At 39.3% G+C, this 18,435-nt stretch carries 21 protein-coding genes; 10 read left to right on the forward strand and 11 right to left on the reverse strand.

Going from position 1 to position 18,435, the window contains the following annotated elements:
* Window position 1: 1 nt before the first annotated feature.
* On the reverse strand, window positions 2–835 hold the full coding sequence (ppsR, locus tag OCV27_RS15430; RefSeq protein ID WP_125321697.1) for a posphoenolpyruvate synthetase regulatory kinase/phosphorylase PpsR: 834 nt from the start codon (window positions 833–835) through the stop codon (window positions 2–4).
* A 158-nt stretch (window positions 836–993) separates the two neighbouring features.
* Between ppsR and ppsA the strand changes: the two genes are divergently transcribed.
* The gene (gene ppsA, locus OCV27_RS15435) at window positions 994–3,384 is read left to right on the forward strand and encodes a phosphoenolpyruvate synthase (protein ID WP_125321695.1); all 2,391 of its coding nucleotides are present in this window, start codon (window positions 994–996) and stop codon (window positions 3,382–3,384) included.
* Window positions 3,385–3,729: 345 nt separating this feature from the next.
* Window positions 3,730–5,100 carry a YjiH family protein gene (locus OCV27_RS15440; RefSeq protein ID WP_125321693.1) on the forward strand — a complete coding sequence of 457 codons (1,371 nt, stop codon included), beginning with the start codon at window positions 3,730–3,732 and terminating at the stop codon, window positions 5,098–5,100.
* 67 nt (window positions 5,101–5,167) lie between these two features.
* Here the strand turns inward: OCV27_RS15440 and OCV27_RS15445 are convergent, their stop codons facing one another.
* The gene (locus OCV27_RS15445) at window positions 5,168–5,932 is read right to left on the reverse strand and encodes a ferredoxin--NADP reductase (RefSeq protein WP_125321692.1); all 765 of its coding nucleotides are present in this window, start codon (window positions 5,930–5,932) and stop codon (window positions 5,168–5,170) included.
* A 167-nt stretch (window positions 5,933–6,099) separates the two neighbouring features.
* Between OCV27_RS15445 and OCV27_RS15450 the strand changes: the two genes are divergently transcribed.
* Window positions 6,100–6,528: an acyl-CoA thioesterase gene (locus tag OCV27_RS15450; RefSeq protein WP_125321690.1), complete on the forward strand. Its 429-nt coding sequence runs from the start codon at window positions 6,100–6,102 to the stop codon at window positions 6,526–6,528.
* Between the two features lie 158 nt (window positions 6,529–6,686).
* Window positions 6,687–7,142 carry a RebB family R body protein gene (locus OCV27_RS15455; protein ID WP_245986745.1) on the forward strand — a complete coding sequence of 152 codons (456 nt, stop codon included), beginning with the start codon at window positions 6,687–6,689 and terminating at the stop codon, window positions 7,140–7,142.
* A 41-nt stretch (window positions 7,143–7,183) separates the two neighbouring features.
* On the opposite strand, the gene OCV27_RS15460 is transcribed toward OCV27_RS15455, so the two are convergent.
* Window positions 7,184–8,098: an omptin family outer membrane protease gene (locus OCV27_RS15460; RefSeq protein ID WP_125321688.1), complete on the reverse strand. Its 915-nt coding sequence runs from the start codon at window positions 8,096–8,098 to the stop codon at window positions 7,184–7,186.
* A 477-nt stretch (window positions 8,099–8,575) separates the two neighbouring features.
* On the opposite strand from OCV27_RS15460, the gene OCV27_RS15465 reads away from it, so the two are divergent.
* A complete protein-coding gene (locus tag OCV27_RS15465) occupies window positions 8,576–8,932 on the forward strand; it encodes a hypothetical protein (protein WP_125321686.1) in 357 nt (118 codons plus the stop codon).
* Window positions 8,933–9,053: 121 nt separating this feature from the next.
* Here the strand turns inward: OCV27_RS15465 and OCV27_RS15470 are convergent, their stop codons facing one another.
* On the reverse strand, window positions 9,054–9,512 hold the full coding sequence (locus OCV27_RS15470) for a DoxX family protein (RefSeq protein WP_125321684.1): 459 nt from the start codon (window positions 9,510–9,512) through the stop codon (window positions 9,054–9,056).
* A gap of 223 nt (window positions 9,513–9,735) precedes the next feature.
* On the opposite strand from OCV27_RS15470, the gene OCV27_RS15475 reads away from it, so the two are divergent.
* Both OCV27_RS15475 and OCV27_RS15480 read left to right on the forward strand, forming a co-directional pair.
* On the forward strand, window positions 9,736–10,410 hold the full coding sequence (locus OCV27_RS15475) for a hypothetical protein (protein ID WP_125321682.1): 675 nt from the start codon (window positions 9,736–9,738) through the stop codon (window positions 10,408–10,410).
* A 17-nt stretch (window positions 10,411–10,427) separates the two neighbouring features.
* Window positions 10,428–10,841 carry a hypothetical protein gene (locus OCV27_RS15480; protein ID WP_125321680.1) on the forward strand — a complete coding sequence of 138 codons (414 nt, stop codon included), beginning with the start codon at window positions 10,428–10,430 and terminating at the stop codon, window positions 10,839–10,841.
* 177 nt (window positions 10,842–11,018) lie between these two features.
* Here the strand turns inward: OCV27_RS15480 and OCV27_RS15485 are convergent, their stop codons facing one another.
* The 7 genes from OCV27_RS15485 to OCV27_RS15515 all read right to left on the reverse strand — a co-directional run bounded on the left by OCV27_RS15485 (window position 11,019) and on the right by OCV27_RS15515 (window position 14,919).
* Window positions 11,019–11,510, reverse strand: coding sequence for a GNAT family N-acetyltransferase (locus tag OCV27_RS15485; RefSeq protein ID WP_125321679.1), 492 nt, complete (start codon window positions 11,508–11,510; stop codon window positions 11,019–11,021).
* 85 nt (window positions 11,511–11,595) lie between these two features.
* Window positions 11,596–11,853 carry a DUF1440 domain-containing protein gene (locus OCV27_RS20895; RefSeq protein WP_420919497.1) on the reverse strand — a complete coding sequence of 86 codons (258 nt, stop codon included), beginning with the start codon at window positions 11,851–11,853 and terminating at the stop codon, window positions 11,596–11,598.
* Window positions 11,765–12,157, reverse strand: coding sequence for a DUF1440 domain-containing protein (locus tag OCV27_RS20900; protein ID WP_420919494.1), 393 nt, complete (start codon window positions 12,155–12,157; stop codon window positions 11,765–11,767). Before OCV27_RS20900 ends, OCV27_RS20895 begins: the two co-directional genes overlap by 89 nt.
* A gap of 35 nt (window positions 12,158–12,192) precedes the next feature.
* Window positions 12,193–12,924 (reverse strand): acid phosphatase, encoded by a 732-nt coding sequence (locus tag OCV27_RS15500; protein ID WP_125321677.1) that lies wholly within the window; start codon window positions 12,922–12,924, stop codon window positions 12,193–12,195.
* A 403-nt stretch (window positions 12,925–13,327) separates the two neighbouring features.
* A complete protein-coding gene (locus OCV27_RS15505; protein ID WP_125321675.1) occupies window positions 13,328–13,654 on the reverse strand; it encodes an AzlD domain-containing protein in 327 nt (108 codons plus the stop codon).
* Complete coding sequence (locus OCV27_RS15510; RefSeq protein ID WP_245986752.1) at window positions 13,644–14,348, reverse strand: AzlC family ABC transporter permease; 705 nt, start codon at window positions 14,346–14,348, stop codon at window positions 13,644–13,646. Before OCV27_RS15510 ends, OCV27_RS15505 begins: the two co-directional genes overlap by 11 nt.
* Before the next feature lie 154 nt (window positions 14,349–14,502).
* Window positions 14,503–14,919, reverse strand: coding sequence for a tail fiber domain-containing protein (locus OCV27_RS15515; RefSeq protein WP_125323505.1), 417 nt, complete (start codon window positions 14,917–14,919; stop codon window positions 14,503–14,505).
* A 704-nt stretch (window positions 14,920–15,623) separates the two neighbouring features.
* Between OCV27_RS15515 and OCV27_RS15520 the strand changes: the two genes are divergently transcribed.
* The 3 genes from OCV27_RS15520 to OCV27_RS15530 all read left to right on the forward strand — a co-directional run bounded on the left by OCV27_RS15520 (window position 15,624) and on the right by OCV27_RS15530 (window position 18,432).
* Window positions 15,624–16,016 carry a hypothetical protein gene (locus OCV27_RS15520; RefSeq protein ID WP_337969458.1) on the forward strand — a complete coding sequence of 131 codons (393 nt, stop codon included), beginning with the start codon at window positions 15,624–15,626 and terminating at the stop codon, window positions 16,014–16,016.
* A gap of 255 nt (window positions 16,017–16,271) precedes the next feature.
* Entirely contained in the window at window positions 16,272–16,484 is a 213-nt protein-coding gene (locus OCV27_RS15525) for a hypothetical protein (RefSeq protein ID WP_125322925.1), read from the forward strand.
* A gap of 88 nt (window positions 16,485–16,572) precedes the next feature.
* Window positions 16,573–18,432 (forward strand): hypothetical protein, encoded by a 1,860-nt coding sequence (locus OCV27_RS15530; RefSeq protein ID WP_125322924.1) that lies wholly within the window; start codon window positions 16,573–16,575, stop codon window positions 18,430–18,432.
* Window positions 18,433–18,435 lie beyond the last annotated feature (3 nt).

Consider the following 18,435-nt stretch of genomic DNA (forward strand, 5'->3'; position numbering starts at 1 on the left):
ATTACAAAAGTCGACGACGTAGCCCTGCCTTTTCAAGTATACGAGTAGATATTTCCTCCACGGATAAGGCAGAGGTATTAATATAGGGGATAGCTTCTCGACGAAACAAAGACTCAACACTCTCCAATTCACTAATGCATTGTTCGGCACTGGCGTAATCACTCCCTGCCAGCCTGTTCTCTCTAATTTCATTTAGCCTTTCTGGATCAATCGTTAAACCAAATAACTTATGTCTATGCACTTCAAACTCAGAAAGCAACTTCAAGCGGCGAATATCTTCTTCAATGAAAGGATAATTGACTACTCTCAATCCAAATTGCATTGCCATATACAAACTGGTTGGTGTTTTTCCACTACGTGACACGCCAAGCAAGATTATATCCGCTTCACCTAGCCCCTTGAGGGTAATGCCATCATCATGAGCTAGCGTATATTCTATTGCTGCAATACGATCAAAATACGATGCTGAGTCCTTATTTACACTTCTGGAACGTTGAAGTTGAGGTTGAGGTTCCATCTCAATATCACCTTTTACCTGTTCAACGATATCAGCCAGTACATCGTAACTATATGCCGGTGCCTGCAAAAGCCTAAGCTTGATATGTGGGATAACAATCGAAAAGAACACCAGAGGTTTAAGACCCGTTTTTTTAAAAGACAGCTCAATTTCCCTTAATAAATCGGCAAGTTTCTCCTCACTCTCAACAAAGGGAAATGTCTTTTCATGAACATTGAGTGGGAATTGGCCTAGGACAACATGCCCTAATGTCTCACATGTGATAGCTGTTCCGTCAGAAACATAGAATACATCACGACTTTGAATATCAATTTGCATTTTTTATTTAAACTTTAAAATTATTTTGAGGTAGGATAGTTAACATAATAATACCGATAATAACGCATAGCCAATAGATACGTGCTGCATAACTTTAAAAATGGCAGGGCTTTTTTAAAAATAAGCGTAAACGTTTGCTCTATTCCTACAAAACTGTAATGTTTCTGGAGAAAGACATGCAAAAGAACACCCTCTGGTTCAATAGCCTATCCATGGCAGACGTCGACAAAGTCGGCGGGAAAAACGCCTCACTTGGAGAAATGGTTTCCAATCTATCAAATGCGGGGGTTTCAGTGCCCAACGGTTTTGCTACGACTTCGTATGCATTTAACCAATTCCTAGACTTTGAAGGCCTAGATGAACGTATTCACCAACTACTTGATGAACTAGACGTTGAAGATGTTGATGCGCTTAGAAAAACAGGGGCGGCAATCCGCCAATGGGTCCTAGAAGCTCCATTTCCCGCTGATCTTGAGCAGGATATACGGAAAAATTATCAAGAGCTGATAGAAGGTAATCCTGAGCTGTCAGTTGCCGTACGTTCTTCTGCGACCGCAGAAGACTTACCTGATGCTTCATTTGCTGGCCAGCAGGAGACCTTCCTCAATGTCAGCGGAATTGACGCCGTACTTGAAGCCACAAAACACGTTTATGCGTCTTTATTTAATGACCGAGCGATTTCATATCGAGTACACCAAGGATTTAACCATAGGGGGATTTCGCTATCAGCGGGTATCCAGCGTATGGTTCGTTCAGACAAAGCTTCCTCTGGAGTTATGTTTACATTAGACACTGAATCCGGATTTGATAAAGTCGTATTCGTAACCTCTTCTTGGGGGCTTGGTGAAATGGTTGTTCAAGGGGCGGTCAACCCTGACGAATTCTATGTCCATAAGCCAATGATAGAAGCAGGCGAGCAAGCCATTGTTAAGAAAACTTTCGGCTCTAAGCTGATCAAAATGATCTACTCTGACAATCCTGAAATCGGTAAACAGGTTGATATCATTGATACTACTGAGCAAGAGCGTCAGCAATTTTCTCTCAATGATGATGAAATCACCGAATTAGCCAAACAAGCGATGATTATTGAGCAGCACTACCAGCGTCCTATGGACATTGAGTGGGCTAAAGATGGTAACGACAGTAAACTCTACATTGTCCAGGCTCGACCAGAAACAGTCTGCTCACAAAGTGAGCAGAATGTTATTGAACGTTACGAACTTAACAATAAAGCGGACGTGCTCGTAGAAGGTCGCGCTATTGGGCAACGTATTGGTTCAGGTCCAGTTCGATTAGTCGATTCATTAGACCAAATGTCTCTTGTGCAAGACGGAGATGTATTAGTGACTGATATGACAGATCCTGACTGGGAACCCGTGATGAAAAAAGCTTCTGCTATCATCACCAATCGAGGTGGCCGTACCTGTCACGCAGCTATCATTGCACGAGAGCTGGGGATTCCCGCTATAGTTGGCTGCGGTGATGCAACTTCTCGCCTGACTGATGGCGATATTGTCACAGTTTCATGTTCTGAAGGTGAAACTGGTTATGCGTATAGTGGCAAACTGGATTTTGCTATTAAGCGTTCAACCGTCAATGAGCTTCCATTACTACCGACTAAGGTGATGATGAATGTAGGCAACCCAGATCGTGCCTTTGATTTTGCTCAAATCCCCAATGAAGGTGTTGGCTTAGCGCGCTTGGAATTTATTATCAACAAAATGATTGGTATTCACCCTAAAGCCTTACTCAATTTTGATGCGCAAACCAATGAACTTAAAGCAGAAATCACCGAGCGTATCCGAGGGTATAAAGATCCGATAGATTTCTATGTCAGTAAACTCACCGAAGGGATTGCGACTATAGCGGCCGCTTTCTGGCCGAAACGAGTTATTGTCCGTATGTCTGATTTTAAATCTAACGAGTACAGCAACCTAGTCGGTGGCAAAGGCTATGAACCCCACGAAGAAAACCCAATGTTAGGCTTTAGAGGTGCCTCTCGTTACATTTCTCCGGTGTTCGAGGACTGTTTTGAGCTAGAAACACAGGCAATTAAGCGCGTTCGTAACGACATGGGATTAAAAAATGTCGAAATTATGATCCCATTTGTTCGCACACCAAGCGAGGCAGCCTCTGTAATCGATATTCTGGCTAAATATGGTTTGCGCCGTGGCGATCAAGGGCTGAAAGTCATTATGATGTGCGAACTGCCATCTAATGCGATCCTCGCTGAAGACTTTCTCAAATACTTCGACGGTTTCTCCATCGGTTCAAACGACATGACACAGCTTACACTTGGTCTTGATCGCGATTCAGGTGACGTAGCCCATTTATTTGATGAACGTAACCCAGCAGTCAAAGCTATGCTAAAAATGGCAATAGATGCAGCTAGCAAGGCCGGGAAATACGTAGGTATTTGTGGTCAAGGCCCGTCAGACCATGACGACCTAGCAGAATGGCTAATGGAGCAAGGAATTAGCTCAGTGTCACTCAACCCAGATACAGTGATCGATACTTGGCTAAAACTTGGGAAAGTGACAGACAAGTAAGTTTCAAATAAGATCGCTTAAACCGTCCAATGGGCGGTTTTTTCATTTGAGTGATTAATAAATAAAATGAGTGACATCACAATTATTTACTCAGCACACCCAACAGCACAAAACCAACTTGCAACATAAAACCATTCAAATTAACATCCATGAAACAAAACACCATCATTCCATACAAGCGTCATATTAAATTGTGCATATTTAGGGAAATTTATTGAATAGTATTGCAAGGCTAGACAATAACGATTAACCTGCGCCAAGGATGACTAAATAAAGATGTTTAATGAATAAGTATGCTAGCTAATTACAAGCCCTACGTTCATTAGCAGTAACATGAGATTTGTAATGCAGAATAACGCTCAATCTATCAAACAGACAAATACCAAAGGTAATCTTTGGATGTTCCTGATCCCTTCATTACTGGGATTATTTCTTTTCATGGCACCCATTAGCTATGAAGGGGATATCACTATTCCTGTTGCCATCCTCGCGAAAACTATCCAAGCTTTATTTGGCGATCACTTGGTTGGTATTGTCACCTCCATCATTATCTTTATGGCCTCCGTATCTGTTTTATGTCGCATAAAAAATCCTGAGTTTATCGCTCGTAATGCTTTTTTAAATGGACTGTTCAACCCTAGCTCACTATGGCTATTAGTGCGTGTTATCGGTGGGCTCGCAGTTGCGATGACTTTCTTCCAAATTGGTCCGAAAGCAGTATGGGAAGAAAATACTGGTGGCTTAGTACTTGAAGGCTTATTGCCTACGCTTTTCTCAGTATTTATTTTTGCGGGCTTACTGCTTCCTCTTCTACTCAACTTTGGCTTGCTAGAACTATTTGGTACTCTTCTAAGCAAGGTCATGCGACCGATCTTTAATCTTCCTGGCCGCAGTGCTATCGATTGTATGGCATCATGGTTAGGGGATGGCTCAGTAGGTATTCTTTTAACCAGTAAACAGTACGAGACTAAGTTTTATACTCAAAGAGAAGCAGCGGTAGTCGGAACGACTTTCTCAGCAGTATCTATCACCTTTAGCTTGGTCGTACTAGCGCAAGTCGAACTCGAGCACTTATTCTTACCATTTTATGGCGCTATATGCCTTGCAGGTATTATTGCAGCCATTATTATTCCACGTATTCCACCACTAAGTATGAAAAAAGATACCTTTATTGATGGCACTACGCGGGCTAAAGATTCCGACCTTGTGCCTGTAGGTCACAGCAATTTTTCTTGGGGTATGGAATTAGCGCTTGAAAAAGCAGGTAAAGTAAAATCATTTAAGTCTGTTTTTGGCGAAGGTGTGCGTAATGCCATCGATATGGTATTTGGCGTACTTCCTGTCGTTATGGGTTTAGGTACAATAGCTTTAGTGATTGCTGAGTACACCCCTGTGTTTAGCATCCTTGGTCAGCCTTTTATTCCTTTCTTAGAACTACTCGGCGTACCTGAAGCTGTAGCAGCCTCAGAAACGATTGTGGTTGGTTTTGCTGATATGTTTATTCCCGCAATTTTGGCAAGCTCAATTGATAACGAAATGACACGCTTTGTTATTGCAGCCATGTCTGTGACTCAGCTAATTTACATGTCAGAAGTGGGCGCACTGCTTCTTGGCAGCCGCATTCCGGTCAATATTTTTGAGCTATTCGTAATCTTTATCTTGCGAACCTTAATTACACTACCTGTTATTGCTGGTATCGCTCATTTGATCTTCTAAACTCTTGTTCACAAAAGCAATAAAGGCCCTGCTGGGCCTTTATTGCTTTCTATCTCGGTCACACCGATTACCAATAACGCTCAAAGGTAATATTTCCGCCAGTTGCTCTGCGAAACTTATCTAATCCCAATTGTTGTAACGTCAAGGTGGTTTCTTTGATCATCTCAGGATTACCGCATAACATCACAAAGCTGTTTTCTTTCGTTAGTTGTACTTTAGCAAGGTCTTGCAGCTTGAGTTCTTCTATTAATTGGGGGATACGGCCACTAAGTGCAAATGAAGATTGCTCTCTGGAAACGAGCGGCAAATAACACAGGCGCCCCTTATAGTTATCCACCAGCCGGGTAATCAGATCACGGTAAACTAGGTCTCTTTCATGTCTGACACCATGCACCAAAACAATTTTATTGTAGTTAGGCCGTGCATTGACATCGTTGAGCAGTGATAGAAACGGTCCAATGCCTGTCCCCGTCGAAAGTAACCACAAATCTTTCGTCTCTTGCGGGATAGAACTCAGAATCAGATCGCCATGAGCAGTATTGCCAACATAGACCTGCTCACCTTCTCTCAGTTGCTGTAATTTTGGTGTCAGCTTACCTTGAGGGTTCGACACCACTAGAAACTCTAAAATATTACTGTCGGCGAGAGGTGCGTTAACGACTGAATAAGCACGGCTAATAAGTAAGCCACCATCATCATACAAAGCTAACTTGGTAAATTGCCCCGCTTTAAAATCAAGCGGTGAGCCACTCAAATGCAAACTAAATAGCTCATCATTCCAGTCAGTGCGCCGATCAACATAAGCAAGATTAAAACCGCTAGGTGCTGTCATATCAGATCCTCATTCAGTCTTATTACTTTAAAACTACTCCTCTGACCTAATGATGTAAAGCTCTGCCACATGCCCCCCATCAGCAATCACACTTTCGCAACATTTTTAACCACTTTGATGATTTTACAATACAATCTTAAATTCCAACTACTGACTGAGGGCTCTCCATGCACGAACTATTGAAAACATTTCCAGTTGTCACTGAAGTTAAGGTAGCGTGGGGAGAAATGGACGCCCTCCAGCATGTTAACAATGTGGTGTATTTTCGGTATTTCGAATCTGCTCGCCTGTCCTACTTCTCTAAAATCAATCTATTAGTCGATCCATCTCAAACTACTATTGGCCCTGTACTGGCAGAAACCAGCTGTAAATACAAAGTACCCATCACTTACCCAGACACACTCGTTATAGGTGCTAAGGTCGTCGATCTGCAAGAAGACAGATTCACAATGGAATACCAAATTGCCAGTCAGAAAATAGGGAAAATCTGCACTCAAGGCCAAGCAACCTGCGTGATGTTTGATTTTATAAACAATTGTAAAGTCCAACTCCCGAGTGAAATAAAACAAGGGATTTTGGACTTGGAGGGTTCTTAAACTGCTTATTAAAGTGAAATGTCACAATCTCATACATCAACACTAAACATCGCTATTTTTTACCAATAGTTAGCTATTGTGTCCCTCTTAATTTATTCGTTATTCTTTACTATTAATAAATTATCGTTTGACTTCGTAGAATAGTAGGTGCTGGATAGATGAATTGGTTCTTGAAACAAGCTGCAAAACGCGCAGCTAAACATGCGGCCAAAAAAGCCGCTAAACAGGTGGCTAAACAAGCTGCTATGCAGGCAGAACAAGCCGTTAGAAAGGCCGAGCAAGCGGCCAAAGACGCAGCTATGCAAGCAATAGAAGCCCCTAGCACTAATACCAATGCTAATACCACACCGTCAAACGCATCAACTTCACCCTACTCTCAGCAGGGAACCACATTAACCGACAGTACTTTTGCAGACACGATTGGTTTAGCGATGCACAACGCGATCAATAATCAGCAACAATCTCAAGTAACCACTGCTGCAACGGTTGCCAGCACATGTGCAAGAATATTGGCCACTTCAGTAAGCTCTGCGGCTTCAGGGTCACAACAGAATTCATTAATCGGGAAAGTGAAGCCTGATGGGTTAGTATTTCACAACCCCAAAACACAATAAGGCACACTAAACCAATTTCTACGTTTGTTTATGTTTGTAGGCTAAAACATATATTTCAACCCAATCGAAATGATTGAGTGTTCATTGTCTAACCCACCCGCATTAGGCGAGAAAGTAGTCGCACCAGTACTGGTATTAACAGATGTTATATCTGCTCTTGCTTCAAAATATTTGGTATAAGCATACTCAGCATAAATCTGAGTTTGAGAAGAAAAGCGAAAGCTGTAGTTCAGTGATAAAGCGATAAAGTTGGAAAGCTCATTACCGTCATCATAAAATCTCAAATTACGCAAATAATGGTTATCCACATCTTTAGCATACGCAAAAGGGCTCCACTTGAATGAGCTGCCAAGCTCAGATCGAGAGTCCAGTTGATACTCTCCAGTAAGACCTATATAAAACACACTGAATTGTTGTTTGTAATCAATAACAACAACATCCGCAAAAGAGCCAACGCTCGTACCATTATTATACGAATAAGTCCCTCCTATACCGTCCCACTTGAACTCGTTATATTGGTAGCCACTGAGTAGACCTACTTTATAGTTAGCTTGTTGTAGTACCCAATAGGTGGAGTTCAAATCTATTTCAAATGCATGTCGTAACTTAGTATCAGAATGAACTGAGATATCCGTAGGAGAAGACTGATTAGTATCCTGCCAGTCTCTATCTTCCATATGGGCATCACCATCAGTAGTTAGTACTGACCAAAAGTGTGCTGCAAGAGTCCAGTTGTCACTTACGCCCCAAGTTGAGCCCAAGTTAATAATGGGTACGCCGTCAATTTCCCAATCAAGTTGGCTGAGTTTACTACCCGAATTTCGGTAGACCAGCTCCGTTGATGAACCATTTAACATGCCAATTGAACTTTCAAAAATCATACTACCTTGCTGACTGGCCGCTCTGGTTTCAGAAACAAAAGGAAGAGAAATGAATAATAAGGGAAATAGTTTCATAACTGTACTCGATACCCCACTTCAGCGTTTATTTATAAAAATAAATCAATTTTATCTCAACAAGTTATCTAAATCATGTTCACCCATTCATTAAAATCCTAGAGTACGAGCAAGGCATGGTCAAACTGCTAAACAATGAAAACGATAAAGCGTGAAATAAACCCTAATGTATCAATCACACTCAAATGTAAAAGCATATGTAAACTAAAAGCTTGTAAACCTCTTTAATTTATTAGTTACCTAACAAATTTACATTTATGATTATGATTTTATTCATAATGACATGTGTAAAAAGTGACCTAAATTGGTTATTCGCCTATTTTTTTTATCACTAAGAAAAGAGTACTTTTCAATCAAATAGTTAGCTTCTATGATGCGCGTGCTTAAAGGTGAGGTAACCCTAATGTTTGGGATTATCACACCCAAAATAGACAAAAATACAAAACAATAGATAATATATTAAAAGGTTGGTTAATTATGCAGTTAAAATCTCTATCCATTGCGTCACTCTTACTTGTTGCATCAACAAGTACATTCGCTTCTTATATTAAAATGCTTAATGACGATGAACAGTCTACTTACCATCTTTCTAAATATTGTGTGAACGAGCTGTATGAGCTAAAAACAGAATCGCAAGATGCATGGATTGGCCAGTCAGAATATGTGGAATACCACGATGGATTCTATGGATTCAACTATCGCGTATACCACGCACCAAACTATTTTGAAACAGAAGAGCTTGCTGTTATTAAACTAAATGCTATCCCTGTACCACCACCAGTACCAGCAGATTTCCCTAGCCACACCTTCAACTGTAGTATCGATAGAAGATAGAAATCGATATTCACCTTATCTAACGCACTGGGTATATACCGAGCGCGTCGGCCAAAAAGCAATCCGCGCGATATGTGTGACACCTCACGCGGATAAATTATTACAACTAATGAGCGATAAACTAGACCGCTATAGGATAGCCTAAACGCCTTGCAATACGGTTATCGAACGACACTTTACCTGCACCACTAACTGCTAGTGAGGCCGAAGCGGCCAACAATACCAAGCCAAACTCGTAGCCATTGTTAGACATAAATAATCCATTTTCGAAGTGAACGCTAAAGATAGCCACTACCATAGTAAAAGCGGCGAGTATTGCAGCTGGGCGCGTTAACAGCCCAAGCAGGATAAATAGTCCACCAAAAAATTCGGCACTGCCCGCTAAAAAGGCCATCAATACACCGGGGCCAAGACCAATCGACTCCATCCATTGGCCTGTACCCACTAGGCCATAGCCACCAAACCAGCCAAATAATTTCTGCGCCCCATGGGCCATAAAAATAATGCCTACTGGAATACGCAGAATTAGGGTTTCAAATCCAGAATTTGAAACTGATAATGCTCGAAACAGTACTTTCATAAACCTTTCCTCAATATTTTCAAATAACATAGAAGCTTGCTGTTATGACTATTTTTATTCGCTTAAATTCAATACTAATTGCAAATAATTAGGAATTAAATCTCTTCATCATGATGATGTTATTCGAAAAAACTGAACGGAAACTTTGATGTGGCCAAAGCCATCAACTGAACTAATCTTTAAAAATGGTGATTAATAGACTTTATCAAGTCAGGAGTTTGCTGTGAATCCCAGCTTGGCAATGACACTTTTAAACGTTTTACTGGTTAGTAATGGCTCTGCTAAAGAGTCCTATTCTATGTATAACAAGGTGGGTTTACTAGCTTCCGTAACAGAAGGGGGACCAATATCCTCTTCAAATGACAACGTACCAAACATGTCTTGTACACAATTATACGATGAAGAGTTGTTTGAGGATGACTCGATCCAAACTCTCGACTATTCAAGCTACATTGACAAAGTTAACCTTAATGAGGCTAAAGCATTATCAGATACCCTTGATCAATATAAAATCATTGTGACCGAGTCAGAACGCGAAGCAACATTGACCAATAACTCATTTAAGCAAGGAGGTGTCAATAAAAAAGTCCACCGAGAAACGGGGACTTTGCGCGCCGATACAAAAGTAGGAGTCGAAGATTTTGCCAGAGAAACAGACTTAGCAGAGTACGTAGAAGATAAACCAGAACTTGCATTTTACACGTCATTTCAACGTATTATTGATACACCTGAGGGATTGGATACAAGCTATACTTACGCCGAGTTTGATATCTATGATAAAAATAGTGTCACTAGCACTGAACTTCTCGATGATATTAATTTCCTTGACCGAGATGATGCATTAGATGTTGCGTTACAAATGATTGAAATTGCCAAAATTATGTACAACGTCAATTAGCACACCGCGACCTGCATATGGGTAATTTAATCCTTCATAGAGTTAAAGGCAGTGATGAACTGTTTCTCAAAGTAATTGATTTTGGTCGAGTTATGTACAACAACCAATTTGAATCATATCGATATAATGACATTCGTTACTTATTCCAAAGAAAAGGAGAATCATTTGGTGAAACTTTTGCGAGAAACTATCTAGTCCCAGACAGTCCAGAGATCGCTCAAAAACACTACCCTTTACATAAGCTGATTGACCCTTATAGCGATCACAAAAAAACTGTTAGATCTATCCTTTTCAAAATCGGTGAAACACTAGAAGCTGCACTAAAAACTGCGAAAGACGATGAGCAAGAAATTGGCTCTGCGTTTATTACAGCTAAATGCTCAGTCGCTACTCTATTTACGTATATTAACCAAAAAGATCAACAAGAATAACGGCCGCCAGCGCAAGACTGAATACACCTTTCATTGCTAAATTGATGTTCAATTCTAATGCTAAACATGGGGCTATATGGCCCCTTTGTATAAGATTCAACCACCATTCAGTCGCAGCTTAAGATGCTACTAAGGCGTTCTTTCTGAGAAGAGCAACTGATCCTACGGCATCAGCAATCAATTTTTGAGCCTTGCCATATGAAAAGCAGATACATACTGCCCGTTTCTAAACGCATAAGCAGGAGACTCACCTTCAATAACAAAGCCAAACTTTTTATACAAGCCAATTGCGGCATGGTTATCTGTGTATACGGTAAGTTCTATGCGAGATAAGTTCAGCCAATTGTTTGCCAAATCTATTATGGTTGAAAGTAACTTGCTACCTACCCCTAAACCTGAGTAGTTGTCTTTAACTCCCATCCCAAAAGAGGCAACATGCTTTCTGCGAGGGTTAACGCTAACATCAAGCACAATATGCCCCACGATTTCATTGTCTATTATTGCGACATACGGATACCGATTGTCTCCCATATTAGATAATCGCTTTTCCCACAAATCTAACGATGGGTGCGGCAGTTGAAGAGTATTACTATAAGCATTAGTATCTTGATAAATTTCTTTAATTTGCAACGCATCAGCAACTTCTGAGCACCTAATTTTAATATCCATATTTCTCCTGATTACGAGTGATAAAGCTTATAAAGCCTTTACACTCATCATTCTATATCTATGTAAAAAATATCGTTACCTCAACTTACTTATACCAGTTTCCACTAATCGGCTTTGAGAAATAAGCTAAAACAGCAATTAAACTAACTTCAATCGATATAGACCAACATAAATGTCCTATAAGCTCACTCCATAGCTCATAATTATTTAAGTTCCATAACCAACCAATTTGGCCATCAAGATAAGCTGGATGCCTAAATCCCAGAGCTGGTATCAATAGACCGTGCATAACGATAGTAATCCATACACAGCTCCAAACCCCAAACGAATTTTTGGCCAGTATGCAGAAAAAGCGATATAAACAAACGCAAAAATAAAGCTGAAAAGCCAATGGTAAAGTACAATAGCACCGGCACAGTTACAGTTACAGTTACAGTTACAGTTACAGTTTGATAGATATAGTCCAAAGAATGTGAATTAATTCCAAGCCATTGTCCCCACTGGTCTATGTTAACAGCTGGTGGGGATATCTCTCCGGGTATACGAGGTGGCATTGGTGATTCTGTCCCAGATTTTACTAAGGAACTAATTGCACCACCGACTAATGTTGCCCAAAATAATATCTTTGTATTCGTTGTATTAATCATACCAATTCCTTTTGCATTTGATTTACTTTCCTAAACTATTTTTTTAATACACCCAACTCTTGTAATTCCTTTGACGCTTCAGCTAATGCAGAAATAAATTCTGGTTTAGCATGTAGGCGCGCATAAGCTGCAGAGCCCATTAGCCTACCTGCATCAACATCACTTTGCCAATGCACACCACATACTACTCGGCTCTGACCAAAATCATAGCCTCTAGCGAACAGTGCATTTTGTTTCTCTGGTACCAGTTCTGCTAACACCAAAGCAGCAGCCCAACCATATGATGCATGCCCTGAAGGATATGAACCATTTCCTGAAAGAGCCTTCTCACTTTCTGGAGTACACGAATGCGTATTGAATTGAACAAACGGACGAATTCTCATATATTCCAGCTTGGCAGAGCGAACAGCTAGCCTCGCACTATCACCACGTACCCGTTTCAACACCTCGATAAGTTTTGGGGTTGTTCTGGGCGAGATATCAATGCCCAAAACATCGCTAAATGCATCTCCCATATGGTTGGCGGATAAGTTGGCATCTGCTATTGCAAGCTTCCATCTTCTCGTTCCTTCAAAATGTCGTGTCTGAATAAAAGCCTGCTTATCAGCATTCCATTGAACCGTATTTTCAGTCGGTGGAGGAGGAAGAATTGACAAGCTATCGGGTACTTCATGAACAGATAGAAAGTTTACAATCTCATCATTAGTGGCAGCAAAAATATATGAAGACCACAGTATTGACGTAATGGCGGCTAAAGTTCTAATCATCGACGAGTTCCTTTTAGGATTGATGTACTCATTTCACTCTGAAGGGCAAAGGACTGGTGTTCTTGATGAGAAAGATCATTTGGGCAATAATTATCCTCACTCCTTTGGGGTATTTTCTTATTCTGAGGGTTAATCTCATGTGTCAATCGAGCTTGTATCTTATTTATTAATGACTTTAAAAATGCCATGGCTTTATCTAGTTAATGAGAAAGTAAAATAACAATATTGAAACTTGCTCAACTCTTATTAAAATAAAACATATACTGACCAAAAATAGACCTTCAAGTCAGTATGTTAGAGTAAGCAACGGCCATAGCCTACTCTAATAAGATGGCACACTATATCAGGTAAAGACCTGAGTTTTAATATTGAATTTTATACAAATTTAGCCATGAGTAGCTATTCAAATAACAAGCCAATTAAAAATAGAAAATGCCAACATACCGCCTGCAACAATCATTAGTGTGTTGTTACATTTCAAGCTCAACAACACAGTAATCACACCAGCATAAAAAAATGGACTGGTATACAAGTTGTAAAAAGATGTACCATGTTCTAGAAACACAATCGGAACCCACATAGCAGTAAGGACTGAAGGCGCAGTATACCTTAAGAGTTGCTTGGTTTTACTGCTAAGAGAAATCGGGATTGATCGCATAAAAAACAAATATCGACAAGCAAAAGTAATAAGCGCCATCAAGAAAATCACCCAATCCGTATTAAGTGTCATAGTGTTCTCCGTTCGAAGTATAAAAGCCTGCAATCATTCCCAAGACCGTTGCGCAAATAAGCGAATATTCAAACCCAACGAGATCTAAGATAAGTGCAACTATTCCACTGACCAATACCGCAGCCAAAGTGGAACGATCTTTTATTGATGGAATAACAATCGCAATAAAAGTAGCCGCAATAGCAAACTCAAGTCCTAACTCTTCAATATTACTGATATTTGACCCTGCGATAATTCCCCCAAGCGTTGCAAGGTTCCAAACCAAATAGAAAATGGCACCTGCGGCCACCGCATACAGATAACTAAATGAACGACTTTTATCCATATGACTCGTTGCAATTGCAAACATTTCATCTGTGAGAAAGAAAGCAAAAATCATTCTTCTAAACCAAGGCAAATCCTTTATATATGATTGAAATACTGCTGAGTAAAGTAAATGACGAGAGCCAATGACAAACGTTGAAGAAAGTATAGGTACCGTTGGACTCATCGCACCGAACATAGAAACACCTGCTAATTGAGCCGCACCAGCAAAAATAAACAGTGACATTGATTGTGCTTGAAGTGATGTAAGCCCAGCTTGAATCGCCAACGAACCACATAAAACACCCCAAGGGATAACAGCTAAGCAAAGTGGAAAAATAGCAAAACTGGCCTGATATATTAAGGCCGATTTCTCTTTAATTGTTAACACTAAATCTACTAACCTCTTTTTACTTAATAATGATGTATGTCATTCTATAACATAATAAAAATATTATTCATAGTCTTAAATCATATGAGGAGAAAGTAATATTTATACATAAGTTTATATGGTGAGATAAACAATCTAACTATGAGATTTGTTATTATTCGTTAGTAATGAGATCTTTTTCAATTAAGCTTTCTAAAGTAAGAATACGTTTTTCCTGCTCTTTAATAGCTTCTAGTAAGATTGCAATCATTGAACGATAGTCAACCCTTAAATAGTCTATATCAGATGATTCCCGAACAATTTCTGGATAAATACGTTGTAAATCTTGTGCAATAAACCCAAACTCTACCTGATCTGAACCATTAAGTTGATATCTAACACCTTTAATTTTAATTATTTTTTCTATTGGTGATGTTATATTAGATATGTTTTTCTTTAATTCCTTATCGCTACACCATGGCTGGAACTTATCAGAACAAATTTTAGGTTTATTTAACTGTTCTGCGATGGAGTAATGTGACATCAATCCCATGCAAATAGTGATGAAAAAAAATACTTTTTTACTTATCATATAGTCTCACTGTGTTTTATTTTATAAATAATTTTTATTGTATATCATTTTAATAGGCATTTACATCTAACCATACAAGATCAATTATAGAAAGAATTATATATAAAAACCTAGAATTAATAAAATATAATAACCACACGGATGATAATTTTAATTTTATATTTAATTGTTTTAGTGACATATACCAAGTAAGTTCAAATTTCAGATTATAAAATGTTTTTTTTATGTTAAAAATGACATCTAATATGATTTTTTAATATCAGTTAACAATGAAAACACTATCCGTAATATTATTATTTTACATTAGTATAATAAACTTAGCACAAGCTAGTTCCACAACATATGTTTACTGTGGCTTGCCAGATGGGAGTGATTGGGATTGGTTGTATGATGAACAAGGAAACTATATAAATATAGAAGGTGAATGGAGGCGTATATCATTACACGACTCGAGTTTCTACAATGTGTTCAATGTACAGCAATCAATTTTTAATCAAAAAAAAATCAAATTCCCTTCTGGTTATATTCCTCAACCAGCAGATCGAAATACCTCCTACTGGGAAGTATTTCAAATATCCCTTCCAAACGGATCATCATACTTTATGGAAGGGAATAAATCTTATCATAATACCATACGACCACAAAATCATTATCTGCGATCACTATGAAACAATATAAATATATAACTTCGGATTTAATTAATAATGAAAAAAATAATAGTATATTCTTTCTCCATATTGTGTATTTATTCATCCCTGTCATATTCTATGACTTATGTTTATTGTGGGTTGTCTGATGGTAGTGATTGGGATTGGTTACTCGATCAAAATGGAAATTATGAGACTATCGAAGGTACATGGGGACGAGTACATCAAAGAAATGGTCAGTATTTTAATGTATTCCGCGTCACTGAAAGCCATTTTGATAGTAAAGCCTTTAGTTGCCCTGCGGGCTACACACCACAACCAGCAGACAGAGGAACATCTCGTTGGGAGGTATTTGAAATACAGAAGCCTAACGGTACTCAGGTGCTAGTTGACTCATATAAGACTTACTATAATACAGGAGGCGTTATTCCATCTGCATATCGCCTTTAACCCTTTCTTGCCAATTTTATTGGGGTTAGACCACTAGTTCTACACATAACTAACTTATAAATATATATGGAGAGATTGAGATAGAACATGCCACAAAATTTGAATACGGAAACCAGTTAAATTAAGCCATCGTTCAGCAAGATCACTAAGCGCATACAGATTAAAGGGCTTTATGCTATTTTTAGTATAAAGGGTACGTTGTAAAGGGAAATCACTTATGTATCCAAATACGCCAAAATTTTTAGTCTGTTTTCTGTGCACGTTTGGGATGACATCGACACACAAGATTTTCTGGCTAGCAACTATATTTTTGAAGGACAAAGTACTAACGTCATCGTTAATCAAGGAAATATCACTGCAACACAAGGAGGAACTGTTGCATTAATCGCTGCAAAAATCATTAATCAGGGAACAATTAGTTCTCAATCAGGCAATATCATGATGGGCGCGGGGAATAAAGAAACTTGATTTAGGTGGCCCTGTAAAGCTAGAAGTCAAAGAAGGTGCCATTACAACCTTGATTGAGCAAGGCGGTGCAGTACATGCGAATGGCGGTATGGTCTATTTAACAACAAAGGCCGTGCATGAACTTGCTACTAGCGTTATCAATCATACTGGAATTACAGTAGCACAAACTTTATCTACTGGAGAACAAGGTGAAATTGTCCTACTCGGTGATATGGATTATGGAACCACTAAAGTAGCAGGTGTCATTGATGCTTCTGCCCCTAACGGCGGTAATGGAGGATTTATTGAAACCAGTGCAGCGAATATAAAAATAGCCAATGACACCCAAATTAATACCAAATCAAAACAAGGCGAAAATGGTACATGGCTTATTGATCCAACCGATTTTACCGTCTCAGCAAGTGGTGGTGATATTTCAGGCACCGCGCTATCAAGTAATTTAGCCAGTGGCAATGTACAGATTCAAACTACTGGAGTAGGAGGAAACCTCTACGTTAACGATACTGTGTCATGGTCTGCCAACAAACTCACTTTGACTGCAAATAATAATATCGAAATCAACTCCAACATAGTAGCAACTGGCTTAGGAAGTGCGTATACCATCGCATCTGGAGTAGACGTTTTAATACCAAAAGCTGCAAATTTCACTTGGAAAAAAGGCAGTGCTGGAACGGTAAATAATCTCTATTTTGGTAATAGTTTAATTAAGTTTGATAAGAATACAGGTGCTGCAATAACGGACACAGGGGCGCTACTTCAGCCCTTTTATTATGATGATGGAATATCATCAAGCCGTATAGCTGGCTGGTACCAACTAACCTATCAAGATTACCCATTAGATTTTGGCATTGCAACAGGTGGCGATGGAAGCAACAGCTGGAATTATAATGGAGAGGTGTTGGCAACCAACGGAGAGATAGGAAGCATGACATTACTTGAAAGTGTTAAGAATTCACTTTCAATAAACATAGCCAACTACGATGAGGGGATAGGAACTCTCGTAGCAACGACTAATGTCAATGTTACCGAAACAGCAAACACCATTGATATTACTAACTCATACACTTTAGAGCAGGATAAAAAATTTGTAAGAACTACAACGACCGTTTCGAATAATAGCACTACGACCCCCTTAACTAATGTTCGTTTGTGGATTGGAACTAGGGATGACTTTGTTGGTGAATCAGATACAAGTTATATGGCCAAAGGAAATATTTCCGATGGTTTTGCCCAGATTTCAGAACAAAATACCCAAGCTAAAGCGATTAAGATTACTGAAGAAATCGATGGCACTGGCGCGGCCGTATTATTTTATTCAACCTCTGACGGTGCCGATACTGTTACCACAGGTTTCGGCAAATTTTCCAAAATCATGCAGAAGGATCCGCGCTCATCGGAAATAATAACAAACAAAATTGATGGATCTTACGGGTTATTTTTACGTATGGCTGACTTAGATCCCAACAGCAGTGAAAATCTTAATTGGTATTACGCTGCCGGGAAAGCCAGTGGTATTGAAAATATCATCCAAAATGTAGCTGATGACAGTAGTGCTATTATTTCTCCTCCTACTACTCCTCCTACTCCTACTCCTGCTATAGATTCCTCTATCCCACAAGCAACTGCGGTATCTGTGGTTCAATCCATCGCACCTTTGCCAAACAAAGTTATCGTTACACCTCTTGAAATCAATTTTTCAAATGACATCGGATCTTTAAATATAGTGCAAATTGATAGTTCAGAGGTGGAGGGTGATACCAACTCATCAAATAATGGAAAAGACAAAACTATTGAATCTTCCACTTGGCTTTATAGTCAACATAATGTGTCTGGTCCACTAAAAGTTTTTGTGGTCGATGGTGGTATTAATTTCCCAACATGGGTTACACCAGATTTTATAAATTCTTTCAATCAAATAAAAGTCGATACCCAAATTCAAAAAAGGTAAAGA

Source organism: Vibrio pectenicida, from assembly GCA_024347015.1.
Lineage (GTDB): Bacteria > Pseudomonadota > Gammaproteobacteria > Enterobacterales > Vibrionaceae > Vibrio > Vibrio pectenicida.

Bases quoted from the DNA above. Each gene is read 5' to 3' on its own strand.
- ppsA (WP_125321695.1), top strand. From the start codon at position 994: ATGTTTCTGGAGAAAGACATGCAAAAGAACACCCTCTGGTTCAATAGC.
- OCV27_RS15505 (WP_125321675.1), bottom strand. From the start codon at position 13,654: ATGACACTTAATACGGATTGGGTGATTTTCTTGATGGCGCTTATTACT.
- OCV27_RS15500 (WP_125321677.1), bottom strand. From the start codon at position 12,924: ATGATTAGAACTTTAGCCGCCATTACGTCAATACTGTGGTCTTCATAT.
- OCV27_RS15480 (WP_125321680.1), top strand. From the start codon at position 10,428: ATGGGTAATTTAATCCTTCATAGAGTTAAAGGCAGTGATGAACTGTTT.
- OCV27_RS15470 (WP_125321684.1), bottom strand. From the start codon at position 9,512: ATGAAAGTACTGTTTCGAGCATTATCAGTTTCAAATTCTGGATTTGAA.
- OCV27_RS15515 (WP_125323505.1), bottom strand. From the start codon at position 14,919: ATGATAAGTAAAAAAGTATTTTTTTTCATCACTATTTGCATGGGATTG.
- OCV27_RS15455 (WP_245986745.1), top strand. From the start codon at position 6,687: ATGAATTGGTTCTTGAAACAAGCTGCAAAACGCGCAGCTAAACATGCG.
- OCV27_RS15465 (WP_125321686.1), top strand. From the start codon at position 8,576: ATGCAGTTAAAATCTCTATCCATTGCGTCACTCTTACTTGTTGCATCA.
- OCV27_RS20900 (WP_420919494.1), bottom strand. From the start codon at position 12,157: ATGATTAATACAACGAATACAAAGATATTATTTTGGGCAACATTAGTC.
- OCV27_RS15530 (WP_125322924.1), top strand. From the start codon at position 16,573: ATGGTCTATTTAACAACAAAGGCCGTGCATGAACTTGCTACTAGCGTT.
- OCV27_RS15485 (WP_125321679.1), bottom strand. From the start codon at position 11,510: ATGGATATTAAAATTAGGTGCTCAGAAGTTGCTGATGCGTTGCAAATT.
- OCV27_RS15520 (WP_337969458.1), top strand. From the start codon at position 15,624: ATGAAAAAAATAATAGTATATTCTTTCTCCATATTGTGTATTTATTCA.
- OCV27_RS15445 (WP_125321692.1), bottom strand. From the start codon at position 5,932: ATGACAGCACCTAGCGGTTTTAATCTTGCTTATGTTGATCGGCGCACT.
- OCV27_RS15450 (WP_125321690.1), top strand. From the start codon at position 6,100: ATGCACGAACTATTGAAAACATTTCCAGTTGTCACTGAAGTTAAGGTA.
- OCV27_RS15460 (WP_125321688.1), bottom strand. From the start codon at position 8,098: ATGAAACTATTTCCCTTATTATTCATTTCTCTTCCTTTTGTTTCTGAA.
- OCV27_RS15440 (WP_125321693.1), top strand. From the start codon at position 3,730: ATGCAGAATAACGCTCAATCTATCAAACAGACAAATACCAAAGGTAAT.
- ppsR (WP_125321697.1), bottom strand. From the start codon at position 835: ATGCAAATTGATATTCAAAGTCGTGATGTATTCTATGTTTCTGACGGA.